The organism is Amycolatopsis sp. CA-161197 (assembly GCF_050942255.1).
Lineage (GTDB): Bacteria > Actinomycetota > Actinomycetes > Mycobacteriales > Pseudonocardiaceae > Amycolatopsis.
Genome location: NZ_CP192059.1, coordinates 7,018,750 through 7,038,650 on the forward strand (window position 1 = coordinate 7,018,750; position 19,901 = coordinate 7,038,650).

17 protein-coding genes, 1 tRNA gene and 1 pseudogene are annotated in these 19,901 nt (G+C 71.0%); 7 read left to right on the plus strand and 12 right to left on the minus strand.

Annotated features, from left to right (window positions below; all coding sequences use genetic code 11):
• From ACQPXB_RS32875 to ACQPXB_RS32885, 3 genes are all read right to left on the minus strand, one after another.
• A complete protein-coding gene (locus tag ACQPXB_RS32875) occupies window positions 1-552 on the minus strand; it encodes a hypothetical protein (protein WP_432845598.1) in 552 nt (183 codons plus the stop codon).
• Window positions 549-899: a hypothetical protein gene (locus ACQPXB_RS32880; protein WP_432845599.1), complete on the minus strand. Its 351-nt coding sequence runs from the start codon at window positions 897-899 to the stop codon at window positions 549-551. Before ACQPXB_RS32880 ends, ACQPXB_RS32875 begins: the two co-directional genes overlap by 4 nt.
• 299 nt (window positions 900-1,198) lie before the next feature.
• Entirely contained in the window at window positions 1,199-2,377 is a 1,179-nt protein-coding gene (locus ACQPXB_RS32885; RefSeq protein WP_432845600.1) for an IS701 family transposase, read from the minus strand.
• A gap of 360 nt (window positions 2,378-2,737) precedes the next feature.
• Here ACQPXB_RS32885 and ACQPXB_RS32890 point away from each other — a divergent pair, with 360 nt between their 5' ends.
• The gene (locus ACQPXB_RS32890; RefSeq protein ID WP_366584991.1) at window positions 2,738-2,917 is read left to right on the plus strand and encodes a hypothetical protein; all 180 of its coding nucleotides are present in this window, start codon (window positions 2,738-2,740) and stop codon (window positions 2,915-2,917) included.
• Between the two features lie 485 nt (window positions 2,918-3,402).
• Here the strand turns inward: ACQPXB_RS32890 and ACQPXB_RS32895 are convergent, their stop codons facing one another.
• Entirely contained in the window at window positions 3,403-3,663 is a 261-nt protein-coding gene (locus ACQPXB_RS32895; protein WP_432845601.1) for a hypothetical protein, read from the minus strand.
• Between the two features lie 764 nt (window positions 3,664-4,427).
• On the opposite strand from ACQPXB_RS32895, the gene ACQPXB_RS32900 reads away from it, so the two are divergent.
• Complete coding sequence (locus ACQPXB_RS32900; protein WP_432845602.1) at window positions 4,428-4,766, plus strand: MerR family transcriptional regulator; 339 nt, start codon at window positions 4,428-4,430, stop codon at window positions 4,764-4,766.
• Between the two features lie 696 nt (window positions 4,767-5,462).
• Here ACQPXB_RS32900 and ACQPXB_RS32905 read toward each other — a convergent pair.
• Window positions 5,463-7,157 carry a sigma-54-dependent Fis family transcriptional regulator gene (locus tag ACQPXB_RS32905; RefSeq protein ID WP_432845603.1) on the minus strand — a complete coding sequence of 565 codons (1,695 nt, stop codon included), beginning with the start codon at window positions 7,155-7,157 and terminating at the stop codon, window positions 5,463-5,465.
• Window positions 7,158-7,173: 16 nt separating this feature from the next.
• Here ACQPXB_RS32905 and ACQPXB_RS32910 point away from each other — a divergent pair, with 16 nt between their 5' ends.
• Window positions 7,174-8,952 carry an FAD-dependent oxidoreductase gene (locus ACQPXB_RS32910; RefSeq protein ID WP_432845604.1) on the plus strand — a complete coding sequence of 593 codons (1,779 nt, stop codon included), beginning with the start codon at window positions 7,174-7,176 and terminating at the stop codon, window positions 8,950-8,952.
• 81 nt (window positions 8,953-9,033) lie between these two features.
• On the opposite strand, the gene ACQPXB_RS32915 is transcribed toward ACQPXB_RS32910, so the two are convergent.
• The 4 genes and pseudogenes from ACQPXB_RS32915 to ACQPXB_RS32930 form a co-directional block, all read right to left on the minus strand.
• The gene (locus ACQPXB_RS32915; protein WP_432845605.1) at window positions 9,034-9,528 is read right to left on the minus strand and encodes a type II 3-dehydroquinate dehydratase; all 495 of its coding nucleotides are present in this window, start codon (window positions 9,526-9,528) and stop codon (window positions 9,034-9,036) included.
• A 22-nt stretch (window positions 9,529-9,550) separates the two neighbouring features.
• Window positions 9,551-9,967 (minus strand): annotated as a pseudogene (locus tag ACQPXB_RS32920) (citrate/2-methylcitrate synthase); the annotation flags it as partial.
• 1 nt (window position 9,968) lies between these two features.
• Entirely contained in the window at window positions 9,969-10,712 is a 744-nt protein-coding gene (locus ACQPXB_RS32925; RefSeq protein WP_432845606.1) for a CoA transferase, read from the minus strand.
• Between the two features lie 316 nt (window positions 10,713-11,028).
• Window positions 11,029-11,102, minus strand: a tRNA-Ile gene (locus ACQPXB_RS32930).
• Window positions 11,103-11,279: 177 nt separating this feature from the next.
• Here ACQPXB_RS32930 and ACQPXB_RS32935 point away from each other — a divergent pair.
• The gene (locus tag ACQPXB_RS32935) at window positions 11,280-11,552 is read left to right on the plus strand and encodes a hypothetical protein (RefSeq protein ID WP_432845607.1); all 273 of its coding nucleotides are present in this window, start codon (window positions 11,280-11,282) and stop codon (window positions 11,550-11,552) included.
• Between the two features lie 307 nt (window positions 11,553-11,859).
• Here ACQPXB_RS32935 and ACQPXB_RS32940 read toward each other — a convergent pair whose 3' ends face one another.
• On the minus strand, window positions 11,860-12,072 hold the full coding sequence (locus tag ACQPXB_RS32940; RefSeq protein WP_220242519.1) for a hypothetical protein: 213 nt from the start codon (window positions 12,070-12,072) through the stop codon (window positions 11,860-11,862).
• A 146-nt stretch (window positions 12,073-12,218) separates the two neighbouring features.
• Here ACQPXB_RS32940 and ACQPXB_RS32945 point away from each other — a divergent pair, with 146 nt between their 5' ends.
• From ACQPXB_RS32945 to ACQPXB_RS32955, 3 genes are all read left to right on the plus strand, one after another.
• Complete coding sequence (locus ACQPXB_RS32945) at window positions 12,219-14,780, plus strand: LuxR C-terminal-related transcriptional regulator (protein WP_432845608.1); 2,562 nt, start codon at window positions 12,219-12,221, stop codon at window positions 14,778-14,780.
• A gap of 111 nt (window positions 14,781-14,891) precedes the next feature.
• The gene (locus ACQPXB_RS32950) at window positions 14,892-17,300 is read left to right on the plus strand and encodes a LuxR C-terminal-related transcriptional regulator (RefSeq protein ID WP_432845609.1); all 2,409 of its coding nucleotides are present in this window, start codon (window positions 14,892-14,894) and stop codon (window positions 17,298-17,300) included.
• Between the two features lie 102 nt (window positions 17,301-17,402).
• Entirely contained in the window at window positions 17,403-17,864 is a 462-nt protein-coding gene (locus ACQPXB_RS32955) for a DUF7144 family membrane protein (protein ID WP_366584971.1), read from the plus strand.
• A gap of 9 nt (window positions 17,865-17,873) precedes the next feature.
• Here the strand turns inward: ACQPXB_RS32955 and ACQPXB_RS32960 are convergent, their stop codons facing one another.
• Both ACQPXB_RS32960 and ACQPXB_RS32965 read right to left on the minus strand, forming a co-directional pair.
• Window positions 17,874-19,103 (minus strand): AI-2E family transporter, encoded by a 1,230-nt coding sequence (locus tag ACQPXB_RS32960; RefSeq protein WP_432845610.1) that lies wholly within the window; start codon window positions 19,101-19,103, stop codon window positions 17,874-17,876.
• Between the two features lie 309 nt (window positions 19,104-19,412).
• A complete protein-coding gene (locus ACQPXB_RS32965; protein WP_432845612.1) occupies window positions 19,413-19,895 on the minus strand; it encodes an ATP-binding protein in 483 nt (160 codons plus the stop codon).
• Window positions 19,896-19,901: the final 6 nt, after the last annotated feature.

Consider the following 19,901-nt stretch of genomic DNA (forward strand, 5'->3'; position numbering starts at 1 on the left):
TCAGCGAGTCCAGCTCCGGGTCATCGCCCGTGCTGGCGACGACGTCGTTGAGCTCAGCCAACTGCTTGTTCGACAGTGCGCGGCGGGTGGAGGCATTGCGGCGCGGCTTGGTGACCCGGCGGGCCGGGTTGCGGTGCCGATCGAGGCGCCCGTCGTTCTCCAGGTTCCTGTAGAGACAGCCACAGCGGCGACGAAGTTCTCCGCCGCGTTACGCCCACCGCGGGAGTTCCGGCGAACCAGAGCGGTGCTGCGCACCAGCTCCGACAGGGCCTTGATCTCGCTGGCGGTGATCGTGTCCATGGCCCGATCACCCCACTCCGCCTCGGCCTTGTTCCAGCACGACCCGTAGGAGGCCGAAGTGCTCCGGGACACCAGGCCGGCCACCACCGGGATCCACTCACGGATCGTCGGCATCGGCCGCTCATCCCCCTCCGTGTCCGCCGCTACGGGCTCTTCCCGGCCAGCGGTGACGAGATCGGCCGGGTCGACGCCGAGGCGGGACAGCAGCAGCCGGGCCGCTTCCAGGTCCTGTGGGGTTGCGGGGTTGGTCATGACGACTCCTCAGCGGTGGCCAGCGCGGCGTGGAAGGTACGGAGCATCATTTGCAGGGCGGCTTCCGGGTGGACGACGAGAACGTCCTGGACGGGGTCGGCGACCAACAACAGGCGACTGCCCGCCAGCGCTCCGCACCCGCGGCGGACTGCGGCCGGGAGCACGACGTAGGGCTTGCGGGGCATCACGAACACTCCGTCCGTGCGCCGGCGGATCACGACGGAGGTCTCGACCAGCGTGATCAGCAACCGGTCCCCCGGGTTCCAGCCGAGGGCCGCGACGGCGCCGCGGTCCTGCAGCCGGCCGCCGCTGTCCATCAGCGCGATCGACAGCCGTGGACCGTCCACAGCACTGAGATCGCGAAGCAGCGGGAGGCCCATCGGAACGAGACGTGACGTCTCTGCTCGGGCTGGCACGGTGACCCGGCCCGGCAGCGCAAGGGGCGAGACGAGGCCAGTCATGCGGCACCTCCCCGGCGTCGCGCGCGAGGGGAGGGTGCGATCACGACCCGCCTAGTACTGCAATGGCAGTTAGGTGAGTGGGTAGCCGCGTCGTTTGTAGTGGCTGAGTCGGGCTTGGTGTTGTCGTCGGCGCCGCAAGCGGGACCACGCCCAGACGTGGTCGGCAGCGTTGGTGACACGCAGGATCAGTTTGGTGAGCAGCCGCCGGATCTCCGGTAGCGTGAACCCGATCGTGCCTGGCTCACCGGCACCCGTTCCCCTTTTATGGCAATGGATCGGGAGACGGCGAGCCAGGCGTGGGCGAGCATCGCGAGAGTGATGTGGGCATACCAGGCCCGCCAGGACCGGACCTGGTAGTGATCGAGTCCGGCTTCGTTCTTGGCCTGCTGGAAGCATTCCTCGATCCGCCACCGGGTGCCGGCGATCCAGACCAGGTCCAGCAGGCTCGAGCGGCGGGGTCCGTAGCAGACGTAGTAGGCGATCTCGGTCGGATCCGAGAGCGAGCGGCGGGCGAGCAGCCAGTGCCCGCGTCCGGGCTGCCAGCCGATCCGGATCGGGACCCGCGCCCACTCGTACTCACGCGGCCCGTGCGCCCCGGCGCCGACCGACAACCTCCGCCACGACCGGGCAGGCAGATCCGCGATCAGCTGGTCGGCTCGGGCTTCGCGACCGCCGGTGGTGACCAGGGTGTCGTTGACCTTGGTGGCCAGCACGTGCGCGGCATCGTGAGCTTCCAGCCACAACCGCAGATACTTGACCTGCCCAAAGGCCTCATCAGCCGTGATCCACGCGACCGGCACCTTCGCGGCGAACGCCCGCGCCAGCATCGCCATGGCTAGGCGCGGCTTGGTCGCGAACTCGGTCCCCTCCGGGATCCCCGCCCGCCGGCACCGGGCGGGGTCGGCGATCCAGGGCTCGGGCAGATACAGCTCGCGATCGATCAGCGCATGCCCACGCTCGGAGGCATAGGCCAGAAACGTACCGATCTGACAGTTCTCGATCCGCCCCGCCGTCCCGGAATACTGCCGCTGCACCCCCGCCGACCGCACACCCTTCTTCAGGAACCCGGTGTCGTCCACGATCAGCACCCCACCCGGCTCACCCAGATGCTCGACCACGTAGTCCCGCACATCGTCACGAACACCGTCGATGTCCCAGTCCGCCCAGCGCAGCAGCCGCTGCATCCCATCCGGCGACATCTCGCCGGCCTGCTCGGCCAGCGTCCACCCGATCTTCCGCTCCAAGCCCGCGACCAGCCCGGACACATACTCCCGCGCACGATTACGCGGCTCCGACCGCGCGAACCGGCCCCCTATCCGCTCATGCACCCGATCCAGCCGATCCATCACCACATCGACCACCACCAGGATGATCTACCACAACACCACCAACTGCCGTTGCAGTACTAGCCCGGTCCGCCGCGAATGTCCGCACGCCGGGCGTGGCGCATGGCTGACCCCACGCCGTTCCTCTCGACCATCACCGGGCCAGCCGCCGGCGACGGGGTCGGTGATCCTTTTCCGGTGGCAGGCTTAGGCCCTGCTCCTTGCTTATTCCAGAGCCGTGCAGATCTCCCCGCCGGATCTACACGCACGGGGCTTATACCCCTCTGACGCTGCGTACGTAGTTCTTCCGTAGTTCTTCCGAAGCGAACTCCGAAGCCGCCAGCCACTCTGAATGGGTACGAAACACCCGCGCACGAGGAAGGAAAAGCGACGAACACCTTGAGTGAGCTCGGCGCGCTGCACCTAACCCGCCCAGGTACCGCCGCCGGGCCGGACACCTGGGCCGCCTGGCACGAGCGCCGCGCGCTCGTGCTGGACGCCCTGGCCGCCGAAGGCAGCACGCTCGCAGCTGCCTCCGCCGCGGCGGCACACCGCAAGGCAACCGAACTTGGGAAGTAGCCGGCTGAATGCGGACGTACCCATGGGCGGCGGCCCGAGGACCGTGCGTCGCACGGGCGGCGCGCGAGGGCGCTGCCGGTCAAACAGCGGCCGGCAGCGCCACCTTCACAGCGCTCAGCGACGGTTACCACGGTCGCGGCCGGGCTGATGATCGCGGTGTTGCGCACGATGGACGACTCCCAGATCGACATCGGCCCGATCCACATCGTCGGCGGCACCGACACCTCCTCCGCCCTGTAGGCCAGGTCCGAAGTGGGTGTCCCAGCGCCACCTCATCCTCGCTCTGGGCCACCCGCCGTGCAGCCGACGAGCCACCGCCAGCCTCGGGCGCGATCTGCGCGCCGCGACTGCGGCGCCCTGCCGCGAGACGGACCGTCGCCGGTCGCATCTCCGGCACCCGCGTGGCGTTGCCCGGCCACTGATCCGTCGCGGCCGGGCACCTTTGGGTGCTATCCCGGAGCACCCAACCCGCGAATGTCCGGCCTTCAGGCGCCGAGGCGGCTGTAGAGGCGGCTGGCCAGGGAGGCGGCCAGCTGGTTCAACTCACCTGACGGATCGAGCTGCGCGAACTGCCCGAGCAGCTCCGCCGCCGCATAGGCCTCGGCCTCCGACAGCATCGCCACCCATCGCTCCTGCCGCCCCCGCTCCACCAACCGCGTCAGGGCTTCGGCGTACTCGCTCAGGTCGCGCACCCCGAGCAGGCCGTACCGATCACCGAGCGGATCGTGCGTGACCTCGTCACTCATGCTCGTGTGCCCCCTCACCCCACCATCCGTCCGACCCGACCCAGAAAATCTATGGCGGCTGGAGTAGACATTCAACGGCGAGTGTGTGTAATGTTCTCCACGTACGAGAGAGACAACGTCAAGCAGGCGCGGGAGAAAACGTAACTACCCGCGAGGTGAGACAAGACGGTCAGGCAGGACGGAGCCGATCAAGGAACAGGTTCCGGCTGGTGACCGGGAGCAGTACCCGGGACCGGGCGGTGAAGAGGTTCGGCCCAGGTAGTAGCTGGCCCCGGAGCGGTAGTGCAGGACGCGGGCGGAGCGTGTGCGCCCGTGAAGATCAGCAGTATCAGCAGTGGTTGTTGTTGTGTGTTAGTGCAGTTGCAGGACCGGTCAGGTGCCCGGAGCCGATCAGTGAACGGGGCTCCGGGCAGTGGCCAGCGGCGTCAGTGTGCTGGGACCGATCAGTGGAAGGGTTCCCCGCGATGACGTTCGCAGCAGGTGAAGTAGCAGTACCGAGTAAGTGGAAAACACAGGAAAGAAGGGAACGGGAACATCATTGGATCGCCCGCAGCGGCTGGGTAGCGCCGCGCGGGTGCCGCAGTCCCATCGAGTTCGGAGGTGGTGCTCGGTTACGAATGAGCGATCCCCGCGGGATCCGGCTTTCCGCCGGACGCGGGTGCAAGACGCCGGCGGTCACGTCGGTTGACAATGGTGAAACCCAACCCTTGAGGACCCCGGGTGCCGCATGCGGCACCCGGGGTCCTTCGTGATGTGGAGGTGGAATGATCCCTGACCAAGAAGGACCGGCCACGCCCAGCGGGGCCGACAAGTTCGACGACGAGAACTACCCCGGCTACACCATGGGCCGGGCCGCCGACATGCTCGGCACCACCCAAGGTTTTCTGCGCAGCCTCGACGAGGCCGGCCTGATCACCCCGCAACGCTCCGCCGGCGGCCACCGCCGCTACTCCCGGCACCAGCTGCGCCTGGCCACCCGCGTACGGGAACTGGTCGATCAGGGCACCGCCATCGACGCCGCCTGCCGCATCATCACCCTCGAAGACCAGCTCCACGAAGCCCAGCGCCTCAACCAGGCCCAGGGCCTCAACACCGACGACTGACTCGGCACGCGGCCACCGGCGCCGCGTGCCCACAGTCGTCCGCCGCCGCCTCCGTGGCGCATCCCCAGGGCGACCCGAACTCGGCCTGCTCGGCCGCGGCGAAAGGCGGGCGCTGCCGGCCTCTGCTTGACCGGCAGCGCCCCCCGCGCGCCGCCGTGCGACGCACGCTTCTCGGAACCAAGGCTCGTATTCCATCTCCCCACACCGCCGCTTGGGCGGGTGCCGGAGCTCGGGTTCCCGTCCCAGTGCGGCCTGAGCTCAGGCTTCACCGAGACGACGCCGGCGCCACGTTCGCGCAGTGTGAGCCGCCGGTTCGCGCGTGCCGGCGATGTGGTTTCGCAGCCCGCCGGGCTCCGGCGCGCGGTACGCGGCCAGGCCGACTATCCGTTGTGCGACAGCACCTTGCGCGTTGTCATCCGGGTGACGCCGTTCGGCCCCAGGTCGGCGGCATGAACCTCAGGACGTGCCCGCGCTGCGCGGGGCTGGCCACCGACGTGGTGAACGCCGAACCGACGTAGAAACACCCGTCAGGCTGGTGACCTGCACTTTTCTCCCGGCGGCTGCCGGAATGCCCGGTTAGGCTCGTGCCAGATGCCGCCGGGCGCCGGCCGCCCGGCTCACCGGCGAGCCGGGGAGGTCCGATGGCCAAGCGCGCGCCGGGTGACCGGTCAGTGGTGCCCGGCTACGTGCGCGTGTTCACTCCAGTCCGTAGCGGCGCAGCTTCCGGTAGAGCGTCGCGCGGCCGATGCCGAGCAGGGCGGCCGCCCGCACGCGGTTGCCGCTCGCCGTGCGCAGGGCGTCGGAAATGGCCAGGCGCTCGGCTTTTTCCAGCTCCGTCAGGCGAGGGTGGGCGGGTGAAGAACGCAGGCGTCCTGGCAGATGGCGTGCGCTCACGGTCGTCCCGCATGCTTCAGCCTCCGCCCACGCGACCACTGCCTTCAATTCGGTGAGGTTGCCCGGCCAGTCGTGGCGCTGCAGCGTCGAGCGCGCGTCCTGAGTGAAGTGCGCGCCTCCGGCGAATCGCTGCGCGAGTTCGGGGATGTCGGCCGTTCGCTCACGCAATCGGGGAACCACGACCTCGACAGGTGACCAGCCGGTACGCAGCACCTCCGCGGTGGCCGAACCGGTGCCGGTGGTGAATGTCGCGATCACCCGTGCGGAATGGTCTTCGGCAAGAAGGGCGGCGAGCCGGGTGGCTCGGCCGCGCCGCAAGCGCTCGACATGACGCAACAGCACGGCGGGTGCCGCCAACGCGTCGGCGACATCCTCCAGCCAGGCGTCGTCGTCTACTGCGTCGAGGACAGCGGAATCGCCGAGCACCGCGCGCGCGACGTCGGCCTTGCCCACACCTGGCTCGCCCACCAGCAACATCGGCCGGGTGCCCGCCCGCACTACGGAACGCTCGAGCGAGCGCCAGGCCGGCGAGGTCCCCGCCAGCCCCGCGTCAGCGAACAGCGAAAGCTTGGCACTCCGTTGTGCGGTGCGGGGCCGCGGCGGTTCGACGACGACCAGCACACCTCTGCTGTCACCCGGTATTGCGAGTCTGAGCCGGACCTTCACCCCGTCGTCGAGGATCAGTTCGGTGGTGGGCAATGCGCCATCGCGTGCCGCCTCGATCGCGTAGGACTCCAGGGTGTCGATGTCACGAGGCCGCAGGAGGCGGGCGGCGGAGTCGCTGACGAGCCTGGTCCGGCCGTCCAGCACAGCGATCGGATACCGGACAGGCCCGGCTCGCAGGTAGGCCTCGAGCAGGCGGTGCTCGTGCGCCGACGCGGCGTGCACGAGTTCCCGCTCGATCGCGCCGGTCGCCGTGGTCACAACCGCGTGCAGCACCCGCAACGGCGCGTCGAGCCCGCACACTACGGCGACGGCGCCGCTGACCTTCCGCGTGACCGGGTCGGTCACCGGCGCACCCGCGCACACCGTGTTCTGGTACAGCCCGAACAAATGTTCGGGCCCGCCGATCACGCACGGACCGCCCGTGTCCAGGACGTGGCTGATCCCATTGGTCCCGGTGGAGCGTTCCGACAGGTCCGCACCCAATCGGGTGTCGATCCGGGCGAGGTGGGCGCCCACTGCTTCGTCATCGGCCCAACAGCCGACAACACGGGCGTGGCGGTCACTGAGCACCAGGGCGGCACCGAGCCCGACGAGGTCGCCGGCGAGCTTGGTCAGAACCGGAGTCGCGGCGCGGACCAGCGGGGTGTCCAGCGAGACAGGCGAGGCGGGCACGTGGTCGCGAGTGACGTCGAGTTCGGCGAAGTACGAACGGCGCCAGGCAGCGGACAACCAAGCCGGCAGGTCTTCCGGTAATCGCCGCTCGGTCAGGAAGAGCTCCCTGGCCTGTCGCAGGCGGGCGAGGCCGTCCCGGGTTTCGATCTCGTAGCCCATCCGTTGTCACTCCATTGTGTTCACCGGATTGTGTTCACCGTACCGACCCTCCCGGCGCTCTCATTCTCTTCCACCGGGCCGGCATCGCCACTGTCTCATTGTGAGACAACCACGCGGGGCGGAGCCGTCTCACAGTGAACGCATGACGACGGATTTGGTTGCTCCGAGGGAGAGCGCCCGACCCACATCTCTCACGTCCGCAAATCTCGAAACCGATGTAATCGTGGTCGGAGGCGGTGGCGGCGGTCTGCCGACCGCACTGTTCAGCAAGTGGCTCGGCAACGACGTGATCCTGCTGGAGAAGGCACCGGAGCTCGGCGGCACAGTCAGGAAAGCCGCGTTCTGGTACTGGGTGCCGAACAACGAGCCCATGCGCGCCCTCGGCATCGAAGACCGGTTCGAGGATTTCCTCCGCTACGTCGCCCGCCTCTCCCAGCCGACCAGGTATGACCCGGAAAGCCCGACGGCCGGTCTGACCGAGTGGGAGGTCGGCATGGTGCGCGCCTTCCACGAGAGCGCGAGCCCCGCTGCCGAGCTCCTCGCCGAACGCGGCGCGCTGACCTACCGGCATTGCCCGGACGTGCCGGACTACTGGTCGGAACTGCCGGAGGACAAGGCACCAAAGGGGCGCGTGCTGGTGCCGGCGGACGCGCGGGAATCGATGTCCGACGGCGGTGCGCGCGCGGTCGAGCAGTTGTCCGCCGCCGCCGAGCGAGACGGCGTGCACGTGTACACCGGGCATCGGGTCCAGAGGCTCATCCTCGACGCCGGCCGCGTCACCGGGGTCGAGGCCACTACGGTTTCCGGAGACACCGTTCGGGTCCTCGCACGCAAGGGCGTGGTTTTCGCGACCGGTGGCTTCACCCACGACGACCAGTTGCGCCGCGACCACCTCGGTGTGCCGGCCTATCCGGGGTGCGCGGCGGTGACGAACGAGGGTGACTTCGTGCGCATCGCTTCGCCACTGGGAACGCAGCTTGGCACCATGAACCACGCCTGGATGTGCCCAGTACCGCTGGAGAAGACCGGGCGATCCGACTTGGTCGGCATGTTCTCGGTGGCCGGCGATTCGATGATTCTCGTGAATCGCCACGGCGAGCGCGTGGCCAACGAGAAGCAGCCCTACAACGAAGCCGCGCGGACGTTCTTCCGCTGGGACCCGGCGACCGGCAGCTACCCGAACCTGGTGCTCGTGCAGCTGTGGGACCAACGCAGCCAGGACCACTCCGCCAGCGACGAGTACGGCCGTCTGATCGTCCCGCCCGGAAACGACGACGAGCACGTCATCAAGGGTCAGACGCTCGCCGAGCTCACGGCGAAAATCCGCGAGCGGCTCTCGGCCCTCGCCTCCAAGACGGGCGGCTTCAAACTCGCCGACGATTTCGAAGAGAACCTGCCGGGGACGATCGACCGGTTCAACGGCTTCGCCGCGAACGGCAAGGACGAGGACTTCGCCCGGGGCGATACCGCGATCCAGCTCGTGTTCAACGGACCGGTGAAGGAAGAACCCGGCCGCACCAACCCGACCATGTGGCCGATCAGCGACACCGGCCCCTACTACGCCGCACTCGTCACCGGCGGCACTCTGGACACCAAGGGCGGCCCGAGGACCGACCCCGACGGACGCGTGCTCGACGACCTCGGCGCGCCGATACCCGGCCTCTACGGTGTCGGCAACTGCGTGGCCTCCGCGTCGGGGCGCGCCTACTGGGCAGGCGGCGCCACCCTTGGCCCGATCATCGCGTTCGCCTACCGCGCCGCCCGCGCTGTCGACCGGGCCGACGTGCAAGCCTGACCCGCCGCCGCCGGCCGCCGGCGGAGTACCAGCATTCCGACCCTGACCGACCCGCTATGTCGTCTTTCCTACCGATGCCCGCTAACTCGTCACTCGCGGAGGGATCTCCGCGGCCAGAATGCTCTGAACCTTGAAGACGAGCGCCTCGACGGCCAGCGCGTAACCCTGCCAGCCCGCACCGGCCAGGTACACCGCGGCAGAGGCGGCGAAGATGTCGATGCGCTCCTTACCGTCGAGGGCGTGCCACTGGGAGATGTGCACGACGGCGAACGGGCGATCGGTGTCCCGGATGGCGTCGAGGAGCGAGTAGGCCACCGGGGTGAGCCCGGCCGGGTTGATCACGATCGCGTCGACCGCGCCGCGGTGGGCGTGCACCCAGTCGACGAGGGCGCCTTCGTGGTTCGACTGGTAATGGACGGCCGTGGCGCCCCACCGCGCCGCGGTCCGGTCGACGTCGGCGGTGATCTCGGCGAGCGTGGTGGTCCCGTACGTCTCCGGACGGCGCTCCCCCAGCAGATTGAGGTTCGGACCGTGGAGGACGGTGGCCGAACCCGGGCAAGTACGGGTCGCGCGCACGGTACTCGGCGACCACTTCCGCCGTCGCGGCTTCGAGATCCAGTCCGGTCGATTCCCTCGCCACGACGTCGGACAGCAGCTCCACGCACTGCTGTCCGGCGCCACCGTGGGAGTCACCGAGGGCGTTGACGCCGGAGGCGATCGCGTTGTTCATGCCGACGCCGCACGTCGCCGTCATCCTGGCGATCGCGATGGAAGGCGCCTGCGGGCCGTGGTCGACCGAGGCGACCATCGCCGCCTCCAGCAGCGCGGCCTCGGCGGTGGTCGGACTGCTGCCACGGACCATCAGCCAGATCGTCGACACCAGGCCGCGGTGGCCGATCAGCTCCTGCACCGGGATTCCCCGGAGCTCGACCACACCGGGCTCCATCCGGCAGATGCTGTTGGCCCACCAGTCGGCGACATCGTCCACAGTGGCCTGTCGAGGCGTGACCGTCATGTCAGTCCCTTTCGGTCCGGCCGAGCGACACCTGGTCGGGAATCGGCCGCGCCGGCGACGGAATGCCGGTGTCCCGCCAGCGCCTTACGAGTTCGGCGGCTTCGTCGTTGTGCTCCCCGAGCCGCGGCGGCGCGCTGGTCGGCCGGAGCGGTTCGCCGTCGACGAGCACGCCGTTGCCGCTGCTGCGCAACGTCCGACCGGCGTCACCCGGAAACCCGATCTCGGTGAAGAACCCGCGGTGCGCGAGCTGCTCCGACCGCAGCGCCTGGGGCACCGTGAGAATGCGTGCGGCGGGCACGCCGGCAGCCGACAGCTCGGTCTCCCACTCCAGCGCGCTCCGAAGCCGCAGCGCCCGGTTGAGCTCGTCGCTGAGCTCCGGGCGATGACGTTTCCGGTCTTCTCGATCGGCGAACCGCGGATCCGTCACCAGATCGGGCCGCTCCACGAGACCGCGATGTACGACTCGCACAAGTCCGTGCCGACCATCCCGGCCTGGCTCGTGCTCGACTCCCGGACCCTCTCCCGGTATGGGCTCGGCATGATCCGCCCGCACTTGCCCAAGGCCGTCCTCAGGCGGTACACCGAGTCCGGCTACCTGCACACCGCCGGCACCGTCCGGGAACTCGCCGCCACGATCGGCGTCGACCCCGACGGCCTCGAGCGCAGAGTGACTTCCCTGTGCGGAAGTTCGGACGTTCCCGCAAATACTCGAAGTAACGTTCGAGTTCTCGCCGGTCGACCTCACGAGCCAGCATCGACTTGTTCTCGTCGTCGAGGTAGTTCACCAGCATGGCGACGCTCTCGAGGTACGCATCGATCGTGGAGTCAGCGCGGTTCTTGGCCTTCAGATGCGTTCTTCAGTCCCCGACGAGCGCCCTGATGTCCTCCGGAGTCCAGCACCTCGTCCGGTGCCTCAGCGGCGGTCATGAGATCAGTCGTACTCGGATAATCCCTTGGGTTCCAAGCGCTGTTCCAGTTGTTGGCACCTTGCCAAGAGTCTCGCGAAGATCAACTAATGACCACGTTTACGCAGGTGAGAGGCACAATATAGGCTTGAAGAGTGGGCCGGGTCGGGCTCGAACCGACGGCCAAGGGATTATGAGTCCCCTGCTCTAACCAACTGAGCTACCGGCCCCTCGCTGGCACCCAAGTTTGCATTAGCACATGAGCCCCAGTTCGATCCAAAATATCACAGGGCCCGGGGTGGGCCGGTGCAGTACGCCGAACAGGTTGAGGTTGTGCCGTGGAGTGGGACGGGTCGTCTAGGTTGCAAGGACGTCGCCGCCACGACCCCGCTCGGGAGGGTTGAGCAATGGGTGCCGCACGACGTCCGCCGGGGCCGGGGCTGGTTCGGCTGGCGCTGGTGGACGCGTTGGCCGTCGGGATCGCCGTCGGGTTTCTGGCGCGGCACCACCGGGAGGTGCTGCTGGCGCACGCCGGGGTGATCAGCCTCGGGGTGCTCGTCGTCGTGGCCGCGGGGGTCCTGGTGCGGCTGGCGGCGCGGAGCCTGCGGAGGGCTTCGGGGCGGCTCGACGCGATTCTCCTGGACGAGCTGCCCCCGAGGCCGTCGCCTCGGCCGCGCTGAGGGTGCGGTCGGGATGAACCAGCCCGCTGCGACATCGGAGAGCGGGTCGAACGCGTTGACCGCCCGCGGCGTGTCGGCGGCTCCGCGGTCACCGCGGGACGGCGCCGTGATCGCCCCAAGCCATCACCGTCCGTGACCCCCTGGGCCGGCCGCGGCGAGCCCGGCCGCAGCCACCACCCTGACCTGGCGGACTTCCCTTCGTGACGAGCGGAGTCGGTAAGTCGCCGCTCCACCACGGGGTGTTAGCCGGGCCGACGAAGCTCACCCGAATGCCGACGGGCGTGAAAAAGCCGTGCCGGCGGGAAAATCACGGGACTTGGTGCATGGAAACGACGTCGAGGCCGAGGACGCGGAAGAGGCTCAGCAAGCGGTGCAGGCGTTCCTCGTCGGTGACGTGGCAGTAGATGATCGTTTCCGGTGGGGCGGCGGCGACTTCCAGCTCGCCGAAGTCGACGACGGCGTGGGCGGCGCGGTCGGACAGGCGGCCGGAGACGCGGAAAACGTAGCTGGACTGCGACACCTGAGCCTCCCGTCTGGCCCTTCGAGCGCCCCTCGCCGCCACCGTCGCGCGTGCACGGGTGGGCGTCCTCGCCCGTGCCGGATGAGCTCGTGTTCGGGCGGTGGGCGTGCAACAGTGGGATCCGGCGGGGCTGGAGGGAGAAGCGGGTGTCCCACAAGGAAAAGCCGCGCGTGCCGCGGCGCAAGAGGAGTGTGCCCGAGTTGCCGGACGGGTTCGTGTCCCGGCCGCGGCTGCTGAAAGCTCTCGATCGCGCGGCGCCGGAAGCCGCCACGATGGTGTGTGCGCCCGCGGGATCCGGCAAGACCCTCGTCCTCGCGGAATGGCTGCGCAGCGGCGGACTCGGTTCCGCGGCGTGGCTTTCGCTCGACGCCGCCGACAACGACCAGTACCGGTTCCGCTCCGGACTCCTCGACGCGCTCACCCCCGCGGCGCCCGGCCTGCACGACTTCGACGCGGACAACCCGAGTTTCCTGGCCGACCTCGTCGACGCCCTCGACACCCTGCCAGCGCCGCTGCGCCTGGTCCTCGACGACGTGCACGAGCTCGTGGCGACGGAACCGTTGCGCGACGTGGAACAGCTGCTTCGCCTGCGCCCGCGCGGGTTGCGGCTCGTGCTGTCGACGCGCTGGGACCCACCGCTCCCGCTGGCCCGGCTGCGGCTGTCCGGCCGGCTCGCCGACCTGCGCTCCGACCACCTTCGATTCCGCCCCGACGAAGCCGCGGCGCTGCTCACCGCCGAAGGCGTCACCATCGGCGCCGAGCAGGTCGACCGGCTCGTCACGCGCACGGAAGGCTGGGCGAGCGGGCTGCGCCTGGCGGCCGAAACCCTCAAGGGCGGCGCGGAGTTCACCGGCGCCGACCCGACGGTGAGCGCCTACCTCGTCGACGAGGTCCTCGCGCCACTGTCCGAAGAGGAGCGTCAGTTCCTGCGCGAGATCAGCGTCTGCGAAAGCGTTTCCGCGTCGCTCGCCACCGCGCTGTCCGGGCGCGCCGACGCGGGCGAAGTGCTGGCGCACCTGGAACACCGCACGGCGATGTTGTTCCGCACCGGCGCCGGCCGCCGGATCTACCGCCTGCACACGCTGCTGCGCGCCCACCTGCTCACCGACCTCATGCTCCGCACGCCCCGCCGGGTGCCCGCGCTGCACCGCCGCGCCGCCGAGTGGCTGCGCGCGCGCCACCAGGCCGGCGACGCCGTGTCCCACGCGCTGGAGGCCGGCGACGCCGCGCTCGTCGCGGACCTGCTGCGCCGCCACGCGCTCGACCTGCTGCTCGCCGGCGAACACGACGTGCTGCGCCGAGCCCGCGCGGCGCTCAGCGACGACGTGGTCGGCGACGACCCGTGGCTCGCCCTCACCGGCGCGCTCGAACACCTCGACGCCGCCCGCCCCGGTGCCGCGCGCGCCCAGGTCACGCTGGCCGAACGCGCGTGGCCCCGCGAGCCGTCGCGCGAGCTGCACGCGTTGCGCGGGCTCGTCGACTCCCGTTTCGCCCACGCCGCGGGCTCGCTGGAAGGCGACATCGACGCCGTCGCCGTGCAGGGTTCCGCGCTCAGCGCCATGACGCTGCTGGAGTCCGGCCAGGCGCTGCTCGCCGCCGGCCGCGCCGTCGAGGCCCGCCGGCCCGTGGAGTCGGCGCTGGCCTTCGCCCGTGCGCACGGCCACGGGCACCTGGAACAGCAGTGCCTCACCGTGCTCGCCGGGATCGCCGCGGCCACGGGCGACTTCCGCGCCATGACCGCCCTCGCCCGCGACGCCGACACGCTCGCGGAAACCCACGGCTGGCGCGACACCGTCGCCGGCGCGAAAACCTCACTGATCCTGGCCTGCGGGGCCCTGCTGCGCGCGGACGCGTCGGCCTGCCTCGCCCAGATCGAGCGCGTCGCGCGCGTGCTCGCCACCACCGACGCCCTCGGTGACAACGGCCTCACGCTGCTGACCGCCACCCTCGAAGGAACCGCGCGCTTCGACGGCGGGCAGCGCTCGGCCGGGCTGCGCCGCATGACCGACGCCCGTCTCGCCGAAGGTCCCGCTCCCCTGCCCGACGGCGTCGTCGCCCTCGCCGCCGTGTGCGAGCACGACGCCGCCACGCGCCTCGGCCGCGGCGAAACCGCCCGTGACGTGCTCACCTGGGCGCGCGAACGGATCCCCGCGGCCGCCGAGATCCTCCTGGTCCGCGCGAGCACGCAGGTCGTGCTCGGCCGCGACGGCCACGCGCGCAACCTGCTGCGCCCGCTGCTCGACGGCGCGGTCGCCCCGGTGCTGCCGTGGACCCCGGTCACGGCCTGGCTGCTCGAAGCCGAAATCGCCCTGCGCTGCGGTGAGGACGTCCGGGCGCGGCGCGCCGTCGCGAAGGCGCTCGGCCCGGCCGAGCGGCTCGGCGTCCTCCGCCCGCTCGTCACCGCGGCCCCGGAGGTGCTCGACCTGGCGCTGCTCGACGTGCCCGGCGGCCACCGCTTCACCACGGACCTCCGCCAAGCGCGCGCGGTCCGCGGAAGGCAGCCTGACGCCGTCGCGCTCACCGAACGTGAGCGGACGGTGCTGCGCCTTCTGCCGACGGTCCGCTCGCTCGACGAGATCGCCGGAGACCTCATGGTGTCGCCCAACACCGTGAAAACGCACGTCCGCGCTTTGTACCGGAAGCTCGGCGTCGGCTCGCGACGGGAGGCCGTGCGTTCGGCCGTCCGACGCGGTCTCGTGGACAGTTAGTTGGGACGTTCGGCCCTTCCTTCGTCACAGCGACGCCTTACGGTCGAAGGCGTGAGTGGAGCCGGCCGGTCGAGGACCAACCGGTGGCGGGTGCCGGGCGCGAAGGTGACAATGCCCTTGCTGCCACCGGATTTCGTGACGCGCCCACGACTGCTCGAGGCGCTCGACGCGGCCGCCGGCAGTCCCGTCACGGCCGTCTGCGCGCCCGCCGGCTTCGGCAAGACCGCGCTGCTCGCCGAGTGGGCCACGACCCGGCCCGTCGCATGGGTCTCCCTCGACCCCGACGACAACGACCCGCGCCATTTCTGGTCCGCGATCCTCTGCGCGCTCGACAAAACCGTGCCCGCCGACAGCCGGGTCCACACCGTGGCGGCGCCGGAAGGCGACAGCCGCGCGGATTTCCTCGCCGAGCTCGTCGACGCCCTCGACGCGTTGCCCGCCCCGGTCCACCTGGTACTCGACGATTTCCAGGAGATCGTGGCCGCCGGCCCACTGCACGACATGACCGCGCTCATCCGCACCCCGCCCGCCGGGCTGCGCCTCACGCTCGCGGCGCGCGCCGATCCCCGGCTGCAGCTCGCGCGCCTGCAGGTGCAGGGCGACCTCGCCCGCGTCAGCGCGGACGACCTCCGCTTCACCACCGCCGAGACCGCGCAGCTGCTGCGGGTCACGGGCGTGCGCTGCGGCGAGGACGACGTGCGCCGCCTCGTCGAGCGCACGGCGGGCTGGACCGCCGCCGTGCACTGGGCCGCGGTATCGCTGCGGACCGGGGCCGACGTCGACGCCTTCCTCACCCAGCTCGACGGCGACGACCGCTCCGTGGCCGGGTTCCTGGCCGACGAGGTGCTCGCCCGCCTGCCGGAAGGCGCGCCCGAGCTGCTGCGCCGGATCAGCGTGTGCGACGCCGTGCCGGCCGCTCTGGCCCGTGAGCTGGCCGCGCGCGAAGACGCGGGCGCGGTGCTGGCCGAGCTGGAGCGCCACACGTTCCTCGTCGCGCGCATCGACGACCCCAGCGCCTCCTACCGCGTGCAGCCGTTGCTGCGTTCCTACCTGCGGGCCGACCTCGACCTGCGCTACCCCGGCCTCGCGGGCGAGCTGCACGCCACGGCCGCGCGCTGGTTCGCGAACGAGGAGCGCATCGGCGAAGCGCTCGAACACGCCGTCGCCGGCCTCGACCGCGACGGCATCGTCGAGCTCCTCCACGCCCACGCCATCCCGTGCCTGCTCGCCGGCGACGACGTCGCCGTGCGCGAAACCCTGGCCCACCTGGGTGCCGACCTCGACCCCGGCCTGCGCGCCGCCCGCACGCTCGCCGCCATCCAGAGCGGCGACCCGGCCGAACCGTCCGACGACCCCCTGCTGGCCCGCCACCACGCGCTGGCCGAGGGCCGCCGTCCGGACGGGCCCGGCCCCGCCGAGCCGGGCACCTGGGCGGACCTCGACCGCGCGTGGTCCTCGCTCTGCCGCGGCGCGTGGCGCGACGCGACCAAACGCCTCCGCGACACCCTCGCCGCCGCACGCGCCGACGGCCAGGACTACCTCGTGCTCCACGGCCTCGCCGCGCTCGCCGTGGCCGACGCGTTCGGCGGAAACCAGGACGCGGCCCGAGCGGCCGGCCAGGAGGCCGTCGAGCTCGCCGTCCGGCACGGCTGGCCGCGGTCGCCGTGGTTGGCCGTCTGCCGGCTCGTGCTCGCGTGCGACCACCTGCTCCGGCTCGACCCGGCGGCTGCCGCCCGCGAAGCGTGCGACGCGGCCATGCCGCTGGGCGCGTTCCTCGGCGGCGCGGCGCAGTTCGACAGCGAGGACCGCCGCGACGGCCTCGAGACCATGCGCCGCGCCCGCCACGAGCTCGGCGAGCTCGCCGCCGGCCCGGCCGCGCTCGTCGCCGTGCTGGAGCACCACGCGGCCGTGTTCCTCGGGGAACCCTTGCACGCCAACGAAGTCCTCCTGTGGGCGCGCGACCGTCTCCCCGACACGCGCGAGCTGGACCTGATGCAGGCGTGGACCCACCTCGCCGCGGGCCGGCCCGACGAGGCCGCGGCCGCGGTGCGCACCCGCCGCGCGGCGCTCCTGCCGACCACGCCCGTCGACGTCGAGCTCACCGAAGCCGCGCTCGCCCTGCGCGCCGGGCGCCGCACCGAGGCGCTGCGGACGCTGGAACACGCGCTGGGCCTGGCGGTCGGCGGTGACTTCGTGCGGCCGTTCGCGCTGGCCGACCCGGCCGTGCGGCACCTGCTCGTGGACCACTCGGGCGGCTTCGGCCGGCTCGACGGCTTCGCGGCGTCGGTTCGCGACCGCTTGCGCCGCTTCGACCCGGCGCCCGTGGACGACCGCCTCACCGAGCGCGAGCAGGTCGTGCTGCAGCGGCTGCCGTCGCAACGCTCACTCGACGAGATCGCCGCGGACCTGACGGTGTCCGTCAACACCGTGAAGACCCACGTGCGCGCGATCTACGTGAAGCTCGGCGTGACGAACCGCCGCGACGCCGTGCTCGTCGCCCGCGAGCACGGTCTCGCGTGAGGCTTCATCCGCGACAGATGAGGCCGGACCCGCGCCGGGGTCCGACGCTTTCCGCAAGCCCGCCACGGGCACGGATCCCGCGGACACGAGAGGACTCTCACCATGACCGACACGGGAGCACGAGCGCCGCACACCGAGGCCGGCGGAACCACCGGCCGTCGCCCTGACAGCCAGTCGATACCGAGCGGCTGGACCGGCTGGGTCGCCTTCGCCGCGACCATGATGATGCTGCTGGGCGCCTTCCAGGTGATCGAAGGGCTCGTCGCGCTGCTCAACACCCGCTATTTCGTGGTTGACGAGACGGGGCTCGTCGTCTCGGTCAACTACACCACGTGGGGCTGGGTGCACCTCGCCCTCGGCGCCCTGCTGATCCTCGTCGGCATCGGCGTCTTCATGGGCAACCGGGCAGCGCAGATCACCGGAATCGTCCTCGCGGGCCTGAGCGCGATCGTGAACCTCGCGTTCCTGCCGGCGTACCCGCTGTGGTCGATGCTCATCATCGCCATCGACGTGCTCGTGATCTACGCGCTCGCGGTGCACGGCAAGGAGATGAAGAAGCTCTGACCGGGGCGGTCAGGCCGGCGCGGGCCCCGGTTCTCCGGGGTCCGCGCCGGTGTCGGCGCGGGGTTTCGCCGGTCCCCCGGGCTCCTCGGCCGCGGCTTCGGCAGCCGCTTCGGGAGCCGGCTCGCGGTCGGGGCTCCTGGCGACCATGCGGATGAGTGCGTCGGCCGAGCCCGCCGTCGGGTCGATGTCCACGAACAGCGCCTTGATCAGCAGCGTCGCCGGCACGGCGAGGATCGCGCCCAGCGGGCCGAGCAGCCACGTCCAGAAGACCAGGGAGAGCACGGTCACCAGCGTCGAGAGCCCGACGGAACCGGCCACGAAACGTGGCTGGATGAGCGACTGCACCACGAAGTTCAGCGCGCAGTAGACCACGATGACGACGATCATCTTCTCCCAGCCGCCGTCGAGCAGGCCCAGCAGCGCCGGCGGGATCACCCCCAGCACGAACCCGACGTTGGGGATGTAGTTGGTGACGAAGGCCAGCAGCCCCCACAGGATCGGCACGGGGATACCGATGATCGCCAGCGCAGCCCCGTCGAGCACCGCCACGATGAAGCCGAAGACGGTGGTCACGAGGATGTAGCTGCGGGTGCCCGCGGCGAAGCGGTGGAACGCGGCGGTGAGCCACGGCCGGTCGGTGTCGATGGCGTCCAGCCGCTTGTCGGCCCAGGTGGCCTCGGTGCTGAGGAACAGCAGCAGCGCCAGCAGGAACACGAGGTTGGTGAGCACACCGCCGATGCCGGAGAGCAGCGAACCGACGAAGTTCGCGAGTTTGCCGAGATCCAGTGAAGACACCATCTCGCGCAGCTGCTGCGGTCCCACGCCGAACTGGGCGAGCTTGTCGGTGACGGACCGCAGCAGGTCGCTGGCCTTCGACGCATAGGTCGGCAGCAACGTCGCGAGCTGCGCCAGTGACACGATCACCACGAACACCAGGCTCACGATCACCAGGTAGACCACCGTGACGAGCACGACCGTCGTGAGCCAGCGCGGCCAGCCCTTGCGCCGCAGCCAGGCCTGCACGGGGCTCGCGGTGACCACGATGACCATCGCCAGGAACACGGGCCCGACGATGAACGCGATCGCCCGCAGGCCGGCCAAGGTGATGACGACCGACGCGGCGCCGACCATGATCACGAGCACCCGCGGCAGAGCGCTCCCCGGCGGGAAGGTCGGCGCGACCGGCCCCGGCTGGGAGCGCTTGCGCTTGGTGGCACCGGTTCGTCCGCGCAGCTTCACGAGACCACCTCACCCTCGTCCGGGTTGGGGGCTGCGGCGGTGCCCCGCGTCGACGGGCGACTCCCCGATGTCACTGCCGGTGTGGCCGGACCTGCGCGGCGGCTCCGGCCGGTGGGTCCCGGGGATACGGTCACCGTCCGCACACGGCTCGCGCTTCACCCGTGCCGGATGAGACCTGGGCCGGCGCGGTGAGAGCGTCGGCGGCGGGGCTCCCGCGGGCGGGTTCGCGGAGCCGCGACGCACGAGGGCGGCCACGGCGGCGAGGTCACCCCCGGCGGATGAGTCCGTCCACAGGGGACAGTCGTGGCCTCAGCCGGCCAGCTCGCCGGACCCGCCGCCGTAGGTGGTCTGGTCGGCGGTCCGCCCGGGCCGGGGGCACCGGCCGAGGCACGGGATCTGCGCCCACACCGTCTTGCGCTCGAACTCGGTCTCGGGCAGCACGCCCCACGTCACCGACAGGCGATCGACGAGCAGGAGCCCGCGGCCGCGCGGGCCGGGCAGGCGCGACAGGCCCATGGTCGGCTGCACGAGATTGCGGTCGGCCACCTCGACCCGCACGGTGCACGGGCGCAGGCTGTGCCACAGCTGCAGGTGGCGCGGGCCGCCGCCGTGGTCGTGGGCGTTGGCCAGCAGTTCGGTGGCGACGAGGAGCACGTCGTCGCGGTGCTCGTCACCCAGCGTGGCCAGGTGCTCCGACACCCATCTCCGCATGGTCCGCACGGTCGCCGCCGTGGTGCCGTGCAGCGGCAGCACCCACGTGCCCGGACGGCCGGCACTTCGGGCCCCGGTCAACGCCAC

Coding starts and splice junctions, on each gene's coding strand:
- ACQPXB_RS32875 (WP_432845598.1), bottom strand. CDS start 552: ATGACCAACCCCGCAACCCCACAGGACCTGGAAGCGGCCCGGCTGCTG.
- ACQPXB_RS32895 (WP_432845601.1), bottom strand. CDS start 3,663: ATGAGTGACGAGGTCACGCACGATCCGCTCGGTGATCGGTACGGCCTG.
- ACQPXB_RS32900 (WP_432845602.1), top strand. CDS start 4,428: ATGATCCCTGACCAAGAAGGACCGGCCACGCCCAGCGGGGCCGACAAG.
- ACQPXB_RS32905 (WP_432845603.1), bottom strand. CDS start 7,157: ATGGGCTACGAGATCGAAACCCGGGACGGCCTCGCCCGCCTGCGACAG.
- ACQPXB_RS32935 (WP_432845607.1), top strand. CDS start 11,280: ATGGGTGCCGCACGACGTCCGCCGGGGCCGGGGCTGGTTCGGCTGGCG.
- ACQPXB_RS32950 (WP_432845609.1), top strand. CDS start 14,892: ATGCCCTTGCTGCCACCGGATTTCGTGACGCGCCCACGACTGCTCGAG.
- ACQPXB_RS32955 (WP_366584971.1), top strand. CDS start 17,403: ATGACCGACACGGGAGCACGAGCGCCGCACACCGAGGCCGGCGGAACC.